Here is a 10,020-nt window from a genome sequence, read left to right as displayed (position 1 = left end):
AGCCAGAAATAGTCCCGATCCATCGAAGCCTCCAGTCGGTGACCTTGAATCACGGCAGCCGCATCAATGAAAGCGGTTTATGGGTCCGGACCCTAATACGCCGAGAGCCACTAAGGCTGTTCCGATCAGTCCCTGGCGGACCCCTGGAATGTCAGAGCGGACAAGCCGCCATAGCCTTGTGAGCAGAGGCTCTTCGTCCTCACGCATGAGGAGCAATCATGAAGACGAACTCGACTTCACCGACTTTGTACGACATCCGCAGCCAGCCTGTCTCTTTCCCGATGTGACACGCGAACGCACCGTCCTCAATCGGATCAAAATCGCCGTTGTCTTTCGTGTGCTTCAGAAACTCTCCAACGCAAACTGCCGTCAGTTTATCAAAACGCTTCATCACGGCCGGAAGATCTTCCCTAGCTTTGGTGATGTCCCCTTGCTTATCATCTGCGGTAGTCGACCTTTCAGCCTGGGTCCGCAGCACAGCGATCAGGTTTGCTGGATCGTCCTTCGCCTGAATAAGCTCATTGATAATAGTCTCGTGTCTTGCGTCGCCCTCAATCGCCTGCACTGCCATTTGGCACCACTCTCGCTGAGCATCTACCGACGACCAGCAGGCAGTCGCATTGTCTATCCAGGCACCATTGTCTTGAACGAGCCCCGGTTTGGCATCACACGTGCATTTCTCTCGCGACGCATCCTCGCCATAGGCTAATGCCGCCCAACTGAATAGAGCTACCGCCATTGCGGTTGCCACAACGAATTTCGACATTTTGCCTCCCCCAAGACCCCGAAGATTATCGCAATGGTCCCCGATGTCCAAGCGAGAGCCGAGAATTGCCCTACCGATCTTCGTCCCTCCACACCACCCGCCGCACCGTCCGTATTTCGGCAAGCCGCCTAGACGCGCTCACGGCTCGGCGCTGCGGTAAGAGGAACCAAACGGCCATGATTCGCGAGATGCCGAATCCAAGACCAACTGCACGCCGAAGCGGAGAAGTTCATCGCCCGCTACGAGAGCCCCATTGAGATCGGGAAGGCGCTCATGGCCTATTAACTGCGAGTTGGAGACTCAAATCCTCGCCCTCGCCCAAACTTGGCTTTAGGCCTGCCGAGCAACAGATCGAGGAGCGGGCAATACGGACCGCGAAGGGCCTGGCGACAAAGCATGCCGGCGTCATGTCGCGTGATGCCAACCCCTCGCTGGGCGAATACGGAGGCCCACGACGCTCTTTGTGGGTGGCGGAGTCCCGGACATGGAGCAGCCAGAGACTAGGGCCGCGCATGCACGTTAGGATCAATCTCGTACGAGAATTTCCCGGGGTTGCGGGGATAGTCTGGACATCGCGAGGCCGGCCCCGACATGCAGTAGTGATTGACTGACCAGCGATACTCCATCTTGCCGACTGCGCGGAGCACCACGACCGTGAGTACGAGCGCCAGAGCGGCATAAACTATTCTTATCAGCATCTTTTTCGGGCGTGGTTCGTCCTCAGAAAAATAGCCATTTGTTGGCCGTGGTCCCAAGCTGGCGATTTGGTTGGCAATCGTTGCCGTGGCACCGGACGTGACTGCCTCTGCCTGCTTAGACTGAGACGGCATCATCTCCTCCTTCCAACTTGGAGGAACCGGGCGTGCTCCCATGAGAAAACTCGTCACGGCTGCTGATGCTAGGTCGGGCCAGCCCGCCTCTTGGAACTCCGCTAGCCATGCTGCCGGCTCCCTCCCTCGGAACGTGCGGTAGCGGTCGGATAGTTCGGCGCTGACTGTTCGCGGCAATTCTCTTGAGGACATATGGCTTCCCCCTGAAGGCAGTGGCCTGCGGTTCGCCCCCGCAAGCAGCCTCCTCGTGACCCCATGATCGGGGAGTTGGAAAACCGAGTTCCGGTTCCTGCGGCCTTTAGTTCCGGAGAACCTGGACATGCGCCACAGGCTCCCCGACCAAAAAGTCGAGGATCGGCACCGATGTGTTCGGCACCATGTTTGAACTCAGGGTTTCCACACCCCGGAACGCCGCGTGAGCGCTCAGCAAGCACCATGATTCAAGGGGAAAGGAATTGCAACATCCGCGCGGGAGCCGGGTCACTGGCATCCGCGTGGCGCGAAGCTATGGTTTAAACGGGATTTGCGGCATTTCGGCCACAAATGGCTGTTCCCACGACGGGCCATAAAGTTTAGCTAAACAGGTCCTGTAACCAAGAAGAAGAAGGATAGGACATGAACAAGCCCTTTAACTACTGCGATCCAGACCCGTCATCGAAATACGAGGCAGGTCCTTCGCCCGAAGGAACATCAGAACCGGGATATTTCGCTTGGGCTGTTGGACCCTGCTTCCCTGTCTTCGTGGGGTCGTCTGGAGTTACCGTATCAGGATGGGAAATTCGTAAATCAGGCACCGGAGAGCTAGTCGATCGGGACTTCATCGCTAGCAGAAACGCAAATCGTCGCGAATGGGAAGGAACGATTATGGGCATTGCTGGCGTGTGCGAAATGGTTCCGGCGGGCTCCGTAGTGCTGGTTAAGGTGCGGCAGAAAGAAATGGCGGAGGCGTATAGCAGCGGGTTCCTCAGAACCAGCGGCAAGCCGATGGCAGGGCAGGAGTTTTGGAGCAAGCTATTAACGCTTATAGCCGCGAAGAGCCTGCGGGTATCCGTGGAGTTTGCGTTGGACGATGCCGTGTTCGAATCACTGCGAGAAGACGCTAAAGGGGAGGGGATAAAGCAGTTCGACCGGCTAGGTGAGGACGGTTTGCGTTCCTCCGCCAAACCACCAAAGGCAAAACGTTTAGACAGGTCGCCATTTGAAGCTGTTGAAGGCGAAGTTGATCAGCAACTATTAATCTCAAGGAGGCGCAGCCCTGCTCGTCGTAAGGGAAGAGCTGCCAAGAAATGAGATCAAACAACCATCCTGCAAACCGAATCCGGCAAGGTGGTGAATCGGGAAGCGAGCCTTGTTCCATCCCGGGGTGTGGCCGCCCCTCGATGCTTTCACAGGGCAATGGACTATCCAGATATCTGTGCCGCTATCATGCTCAACGAAGGTCGCGAAACGGAAGCCCTTGGCATGGGACTTATCGTGCGGCCGAATTGAAGCCGTATCTTGATGCCGCATCTCGTTGGCTGGCCGCTCAACATACAGGCAGCGCCGTGGGCATCGCGATAAGAGAGATGGATTATCTTCTTGCTGGGTCCGGCAGGGCCGAAGCTGCAATGAATCTGCGGGGCCTCAGTGCAGCCACCAGGGCGCGGATTGCATTCGCCCGGCTGAGTGAGGCAGAGGTACCAGCAAGCAGGCTGGTGGCCATCTATGTCGCTGTGGCGGCCCTTATCGAAGACGACTTCGGAAGCCATAGGACACGCGAGTTCCAGATCGTGCAGGCTGCCAAGGTTGCTCATCGGCTAGCAAGCGGCACTCATCGGCGCTGGCAGATGTGGAATCCAAAGGGCGCGGATGTGCCTATTGAGATTCACGCCTACCCTCGCTCCGCAGGTCTTGTGTTGCGAAAAATCGGAGAGGCTATGGGCAAGGTTGTCGATCCGCTGGTTGCCGCAGCCGTGTCGGAAATCATTCAACTGAAAGTCACCAAGTGCGGCCCGCATCCGTCACACCGAGGCCAGCAGAAATGAAATTCGCGGCCACTTTATCGTGTGATCACATTGAGCACGGTGGGGACGCGCATGTTCAACGCTTAGCTCCCCCCATTCCCCTTATCGCGGCCCGTGGTGGTGCCCTTAAAGAGATTAATCTTCCTAGCCCCCATCTCCATCAATTCGGCTTAATGGCTCCTTGAGGCCAGCTTAGAGATTGGTGGCTTTGATGGATGATCCCTTCTCCTCCTCCGACCATTGGTTTGATCCCTGGGCAACGGCATCAGGCTCCCACCTCAAAGCTCTCACCGACTCCATCACCAAGCAGGTGCTTCAAGCCACCGCCAAGGGACCTCAAGCCCGCATCAGGCAGCCCCGTGCCGAGCAGGTGGAGAGGGTGACCAACATAGTGTCCTGCCTAGTGGCCAACCTAGCGGCAATGCATCTAGGTCACCCAGAGCACAGCCGACTAGCCATCCCCCTGCGCCACACCTCGCAGTCCCGCTATGACCGTAAGGGCTTCGGGCACCTGCCCCACGTCATAGATGCGATGGCTGCCGAGGGTCTAGTGATCAAGCACCAAGCCCACATCAAGAAGCGTAGGACAGGCATAGAGGCTGCCGGACGGTTGCTTGATGCCTTGCTCAAAGGAACAGTGGCGGAGGTGGGGAGAGCAGAGGGGGAGGAGGCAATATGGCTGACCGCAAGGATGGGCCGTGATGCAGTAGGCAGAAAGCTCCCCTATCAACTGGTGGACTATGCGGACACCCCAGAGACGTGCTCGCTGCGGAGGGAGATGGAGGAGATCAACACCTTCCTCGCCACCCAGCGCATAGAGCTTCAAGGCCAGCCCCAAGCGGGCTTCAAGCTGACTCGGCGCTTCACCCTCCGCCACATCGGAGATCGGCATACCTTCCACCTTCATGGCAGGCTTTACGGTGGCTTCTGGGAGTCCCTGCCGAGAGGACTGAGAGCGGACCTTCGCATCAATGGGGAGCCGATAGCTGACCTCGACTTCGCCAGCATGTTCCCCAGGCTTGCCTATGCACGGGTAGGGGCTGAGCCACCTGCGGGTGACCTCTACGCCATCTCCGGCTTGGAGGAGCACCGGGCTGGCGTGAAGGCCGGCTTCGCGGCCATGCTGTCATCTTCGAACGAAATGACCCGCCTGCCGAGTGGCGTAAAGGACGAGCTACCTGTGGGATGGACGGGGAGGAGATTGGCGGAAGCGATTGGGTCTAAGCACCCCGCCCTTGTGCCACTCTTCGGCAAGGACATCGCGCTGGACTTGATGTTCACCGAAAGCAACATCTTGGTTGCCGTCTTGCTCCGGCTGGCGAGGATGGGGATAGCGGCCCTGCCGATGCATGATGGGATTATGGTTCAGTCGACCTCGGCGCCAAGCGCCAAGTCAATAATGCAAACCACCGCGCTCGCTTTGTGCGGCGTCGACATCCCAGTCAGCGCCAAAATAGTCTAACGTGGATGTTCGTTTTGGGAGGGGTTTGGGTATGCGCTTCGTGTTGCTTCTGGTTTTTTCGGCGGCTCTGCCATTCACTGCGAGCGCGGACGAGTACTATAAGTACCCCTTCTACGAAGGGATCTACTCCTGCACTTCGCAAAAAGCTGTCGAGATCATGAGGCTCGAGGACCGGTCCTTGGAAGCAAGGGTCATTCAAGAGCCCGATCATAAGTTCAAAGTTTGGGTGATTGGAGCTGGCCAGGGCACGCCTACAGCGGACCCATCATTGAAGTACAGCAGCTATCTCGTCAAAACTGGCTACTTTGGGGGTGCCATGACTGAGTGCGAAGCTCTCTCCGATTATATGCGTCTAATGCCGAATGGCTCGTTTTCTTGCCAGAACGGTGCTCTCCAAGTCTTTTTTGATTTCGTGGGCGGTGACTATGGTGCTGCAATGGTTAGCGGGTGGCATGCCGCGCCCACAGCATCAAGACTCGAGGGAGGCGTGTGCAAGCGAGACCAATAACATAGGGCAAGCATCACACCTTCGCCTTGCGCCAACCTGCCCACCACGCTTCCCATTGCGAGCAGAACCACCGCTCTCCCCGGGCTGGGTTTACGCGGGTAGCCAAATAGTACGCTTGGCCCGGCATATGGTAGATATGCTCGCCCGACTCATTAATGTTGCCCTTGATGTCGCAACCGGGCTTGTGGAAAGCGACTCTGCTAGACGATGAGCCGGCGGAGTGCACGGTCGGAAGGCGGGGCTCGTTGCCAACCGCAAGGTATGCGGCAGAGGAGCCAACCAAGAGCGCCAACGCTATTGGGAGGCGGGCTGCCACCAGCGAGCGCCATAGGGGTCTACGTCGCCTTCTCTTGATACGAGTTGCTTCGCCCATTGGCCCTCCCCCTCGGGAGAATGTGCCTATGTCTGTCGGGAGTCTATAAGTCCCCATTGCCTCGTGCGGCGGTTATCGGCATCTTCCCAATGATGGGTAGGGGAATATTCAATGCGTTTACTCGCCGCGCTTGGAATACTGGTCTCGTCGCTTCTTACCGGGTCGACTCCGGCTTTAGCATTCTACAACTGCACCGAGCCCACGGCCCCGTCTTGCGCTTCGCGGTACGGAAGCTTTGACGACGAATGGGAATTCGACCGATGCAAGCGAGAAATGAAGAACTACCAGTCCGATGTGGAGACCTTCATCGCTTGCAACAATAGCGCCAACGAGCAGTCTATCTCCGACTACAGCGATGCCGTTAAGAAGTTCAATCGCAGGGCTGGGAACTGACGATGGGCGACCTGATTGCGAGCATCCAAACGTGGTCCATGGCAATTACCGCCTTGGCGACCATGGCGCTTGGCATCTTCACTTGGGTGCTGGCACTGGAGACCAAGCGGCTCTCACGAGCAACAGCGCAGGCTCACGTTGTGGCGAGCCTTGAGCCCAATCAATGGGCGATCAACCATGTTGACCTTGTCGTCGCCAACACGGGAAACGCCTCGGCTCATGATGTTGCAGTCGCTTTTAGCCCGGAGCTAGAGAAGTACAAGGATGGAAGCAAGGGTCGACCTCTGAGGCACATAAGCGTTCTGAAGCCAGGGCAGTCGGTATCAAGCTATGTCGGGGAGCATGAACTCTTCCACGACAAAACCTACCAAGTCTCGACCAGTTGGAAGCACCGCCCCAGCGAGCACAAGCGCCAATCGCTTGGCTACGAGTTATCCATGGGGGACTATGAGGGCTACGGCCATTTGGGTGCTCGCTCACCGTTTATCCAGATGGCGGAGCAACTCAAAAAGCTCCGGGAAGACTGGGAGTGGGTGGCGAGGGGGTCCCACAAAATCAAAACGGACAACTACTCCGGCGATGACCGTGAGAAGGAGCGGAAGCGTTTGGAGGCGCTACGCAAGAGGCAGACAAAACCTCAGAGGAAACCCGGAAAACCTAAAAACGAAGGTGAGAGCCAGGAGTGAATTTTGGGGCACCGCTGTGGGGCACCGCCCCTTAACTGATATCTAAAAGATATAGTTTTCTCAGTATCTTAGAAGCGCATCAGGAAACTGGCGGAGAGAGCGGGATTCGAACCCGCGTTACGGTCTCCCGTAAACACACTTTCCAGGCGTGCGCCTTCAACCACTCGGCCACCTCTCCGTCCTTGCATTCGCGCCGGCCGGTTTTGCCACGCGGGTTGGGGAGATGCATCCCTTTGGGATTTGCGGGAAGACCCGCTTGATGGACACCGCCAACCAGCGGATGCCCTTCCCGGCGCCCGTCAATCAAACAGGCGCGGGGCTCATCTAGTCGATCCGGCGCCGAATGCCAAGCCATAACGGCAGTCTATTCGCTTTGCCGGCCATGCATCGTTTCGCGGGGCGTTGAACGGCTCCGCTTCTAAGGCGCTTCGGTTCTGAATGGTGTGCACGGGCAAGGCGGCAGGGCCGGCCGCGCTTGACTTCGCCCCTCGCCACCTGTCGAGTGCGGCGGAGGCTTTGCGGGGGGCATCGTCCGACATGACATCGAGCAATGAACAGCCGGCCAGCGGAACGCCGGCCGGAGGCATGCCAGGCGGGCTGACGCCCGCAGGGCGTCCGGACAGCGGGCTGTCCTTCGTGCCCGTGGTCTGGCTCCTCTTCGTGATGGCATGGTCGGTCTACTGGCTGGTCTCGGCTCGGTGGCTGTTCGAGAGTTCCGGCCTACCGGACAGGGTCTTCTATTTCGTGCTTGGCGGACTGGCCTTCGACATCGTCACCATCGTGTGGGGGCTTTATCTGCTCGGCCTCGCCTTAAGCCGTTCCGCGCGCTTTCCGCGTCATTTCACCATCTGGCAGATCACCACCATCGCCTGGCGGCTGGCCGAGCAGGTCTATGCGCTGACCGTGCCCGATTTCACCGTCTCCGCCAGGGAGCTTGCGATCGCCGCCACCGAAATCGTCATCGGCCTGTTTTGCGTTTACCTGCTGCGCCGCCGCGACGAGGCCAAGGCCTTTTATGCAAGGCCGGAAGCGCAGGCACCGTCAGCCTTTAGTTCGATCGTCGCCGCGCTGGCCGGCATCACCCTCGGCGCCGTCGTCGGCGCCGTCGCCGGCTTCGCGCTCGGCGCGGGGATCGCCGAAGCCACCGACATCAGCTGTTTCGAAGGCGGCTGCGGCTACTTCGCGGTGTTCATCGGCCTTGCCGGGCTGGTGGTCGGGGCCATTGGCGGCGGCGTCCTCGGCGTCTGGCTCGTCCATCGGCGGAGCCGAAAGGTTTCCATATAGGCGGGCGATAGGCTTCAAATTCGCGTATGGCGATTGCACGCCGGGCGTGCGCATTCTATTCCTCGCCTTGACCGGAAGGTCCTCGGGAGGAACTTGAGGATCGGGGAAGATTTTTCGATGTTGCGTTTTTTGTTTCGCCTCGCGGCCATGATCGCACTCTCGGTCGCCGTCATCATGGCCGTGCTCGACGCGACGCGCTCGGTGGCGGCTTCCGCATTGGTCATGACGCCGCTGAATTCGAGCTGGCTGGCGGTTTCGCCCGACACCCGCGCGGCCTTCGAGACCTTCGTGCGCGCCAAGGTCAATCCGGTGATATGGGATGGCGGCATCGCCTGGGTGCTTGCCCAGCCGGGGTTTGCCGTGTTCGCGGTGCTTGCCTTCATCCTCTATGCGATCGGCTACCGGCGCCGGCGGCGCGGCGGAGAATTCGCGCCGGGCTGATGGGTTGTGCCGGCGGACTTGCGACGACAACGCGGCAATCGTCCACAGCTGTCACCGCATTGGGCATGTTTTTCCAACGGGGGGCATGCTTTTCCAAAAGGTCAAAATTCCGCGTGAATTTTGTTTCGGGCCGTGCCAGATTGCCTAGAGCGGGAGGGGAGTACACTCCTGGCTGATGCCGCATGCCTGCCGGAGAACCGGGCAGGCGGACGGCGCGTAACGGAAAAAAATAACCGACAGGGTGTGGATCACATGAAACGTATCGTTCTCGGCCTCCTGGCCGCAACCGCAATGGTTCTTCCGGCTTTCGCCGCGGATGTCCAGCCGGCCATCCTCTACGATCTCGGCGGCAAGTTCGATAAGTCCTTCAACGAGGCTGCTTATCACGGGGCCGAAAAGTTCAAGACCGAGACCGGCACCGCCTATGTCGAGTTCGAAGTGTCGAACGCCTCGCAACGCGAGCAGGCGCTGCGCCGCTTCGCCGAGGACGGCCGCAACCCGATCGTCATGGCCGGGTTTGCCTGGGAGGATGCGCTGAAGGTGGTCGCGAAGGAATATCCCGATCTCAACTTCGCCATCATCGACGATGCCGTCGACATGCCCAATGTCCGCTCGCTGGTCTTCAAGGAAAACGAAGGCTCCTATCTCGTCGGTATCCTGGCGGCGATGGCCTCGAAGTCCAAGAAGGTCTCCTTCATCGGCGGCATGGACATTCCGCTGATCCGCAAGTTCGAATGCGGCTATGTCGGCGGCGCCAAGGCGGCCGGTGCGACCGATGTCATCCAGAACATGACCGGTGACACGCCCGCGGCGTGGAACGATCCGGCCAAGGGCGGCGAGATCGCCAAGACGCAGATCGACCAGGGCTCCGACGTCGTCTATGCCGCGGCCGGCGGCACCGGCGTCGGCGTGCTGCAGGCGGCGGCGGATGCCGGCAAGCTCGGCATCGGCGTCGATTCCAACCAGAACGGCCTGCAGCCCGGCAAGGTGCTGACCTCGATGCTGAAGCGCGTCGACGTTGCGGTCTACACCGCCTTCATGGACGGCAAGAACGGCACCTTCAAGGGCGGCCTGCAAAATCTCGGCCTCAAGGAAGGCGGCGTCGACTACGCCATGGACGACAACAACAAGGCGCTGGTCACCGACGAGATGAAGGCTGCCGTCGAAAAGGCCAAGGCCGACATCATCGCCGGCACGATCCAGGTGCACGACTACACCGCCGACAACGCCTGCCCGTATTGATCTGTATCCATTAGAGTTGAAACCGCCGGGCG

General features: G+C 59.2%; 10 protein-coding genes and 1 tRNA gene. 8 read left to right on the top strand and 3 right to left on the bottom strand.

Features of this window, described 5'->3' with window-relative positions:
* Window positions 1-199 precede the first annotated feature (199 nt).
* Window positions 200-766 carry a hypothetical protein gene (locus tag NKH35_RS27370; protein WP_352917020.1) on the bottom strand — a complete coding sequence of 189 codons (567 nt, stop codon included), beginning with the start codon at window positions 764-766 and terminating at the stop codon, window positions 200-202.
* A 1,445-nt stretch (window positions 767-2,211) separates the two neighbouring features.
* Between NKH35_RS27370 and NKH35_RS27365 the strand changes: the two genes are divergently transcribed.
* The 3 genes from NKH35_RS27365 (at window position 2,212) to NKH35_RS27355 (ending at window position 5,061) form a co-directional block, all read left to right on the top strand.
* Complete coding sequence (locus NKH35_RS27365; RefSeq protein WP_352917019.1) at window positions 2,212-2,886, top strand: hypothetical protein; 675 nt, start codon at window positions 2,212-2,214, stop codon at window positions 2,884-2,886.
* A 275-nt stretch (window positions 2,887-3,161) separates the two neighbouring features.
* The gene (locus NKH35_RS27360) at window positions 3,162-3,620 is read left to right on the top strand and encodes a hypothetical protein (protein ID WP_352917017.1); all 459 of its coding nucleotides are present in this window, start codon (window positions 3,162-3,164) and stop codon (window positions 3,618-3,620) included.
* A 190-nt stretch (window positions 3,621-3,810) separates the two neighbouring features.
* Window positions 3,811-5,061, top strand: coding sequence for a hypothetical protein (locus NKH35_RS27355; protein ID WP_352917015.1), 1,251 nt, complete (start codon window positions 3,811-3,813; stop codon window positions 5,059-5,061).
* A gap of 521 nt (window positions 5,062-5,582) precedes the next feature.
* On the opposite strand, the gene NKH35_RS27350 is transcribed toward NKH35_RS27355, so the two are convergent.
* Window positions 5,583-5,942: a sunset domain-containing protein gene (locus NKH35_RS27350; protein WP_352917013.1), complete on the bottom strand. Its 360-nt coding sequence runs from the start codon at window positions 5,940-5,942 to the stop codon at window positions 5,583-5,585.
* Window positions 5,943-6,053: 111 nt separating this feature from the next.
* On the opposite strand from NKH35_RS27350, the gene NKH35_RS27345 reads away from it, so the two are divergent.
* Both NKH35_RS27345 and NKH35_RS27340 read left to right on the top strand, forming a co-directional pair.
* On the top strand, window positions 6,054-6,335 hold the full coding sequence (locus NKH35_RS27345) for a hypothetical protein (protein ID WP_352917011.1): 282 nt from the start codon (window positions 6,054-6,056) through the stop codon (window positions 6,333-6,335).
* Window positions 6,336-6,337: 2 nt separating this feature from the next.
* Window positions 6,338-7,021, top strand: a complete 684-nt coding sequence (locus tag NKH35_RS27340; protein WP_352917009.1) for a DUF8453 domain-containing protein — start codon at window positions 6,338-6,340, stop codon at window positions 7,019-7,021.
* 88 nt (window positions 7,022-7,109) lie between these two features.
* On the opposite strand, the gene NKH35_RS27335 is transcribed toward NKH35_RS27340, so the two are convergent.
* Window positions 7,110-7,199, bottom strand: a tRNA-Ser gene (locus tag NKH35_RS27335).
* A 359-nt stretch (window positions 7,200-7,558) separates the two neighbouring features.
* Between NKH35_RS27335 and NKH35_RS27330 the strand changes: the two genes are divergently transcribed.
* From NKH35_RS27330 to NKH35_RS27320, 3 genes are all read left to right on the top strand, one after another.
* The gene (locus NKH35_RS27330) at window positions 7,559-8,305 is read left to right on the top strand and encodes a hypothetical protein (RefSeq protein WP_352917007.1); all 747 of its coding nucleotides are present in this window, start codon (window positions 7,559-7,561) and stop codon (window positions 8,303-8,305) included.
* Window positions 8,306-8,422: 117 nt separating this feature from the next.
* Window positions 8,423-8,746 (top strand): hypothetical protein, encoded by a 324-nt coding sequence (locus NKH35_RS27325; RefSeq protein ID WP_023744152.1) that lies wholly within the window; start codon window positions 8,423-8,425, stop codon window positions 8,744-8,746.
* Between the two features lie 252 nt (window positions 8,747-8,998).
* Window positions 8,999-9,988 (top strand): BMP family lipoprotein, encoded by a 990-nt coding sequence (locus tag NKH35_RS27320; RefSeq protein WP_023683177.1) that lies wholly within the window; start codon window positions 8,999-9,001, stop codon window positions 9,986-9,988.
* Window positions 9,989-10,020 lie beyond the last annotated feature (32 nt).

Source organism: Mesorhizobium sp. M1143 (genome assembly GCF_040318435.1).
Taxonomy (GTDB): domain Bacteria; phylum Pseudomonadota; class Alphaproteobacteria; order Rhizobiales; family Rhizobiaceae; genus Mesorhizobium.
The sequence above is the reverse complement of the archived record's forward strand: the minus strand, read 5'-3'. Positions and strand labels throughout refer to the sequence as shown.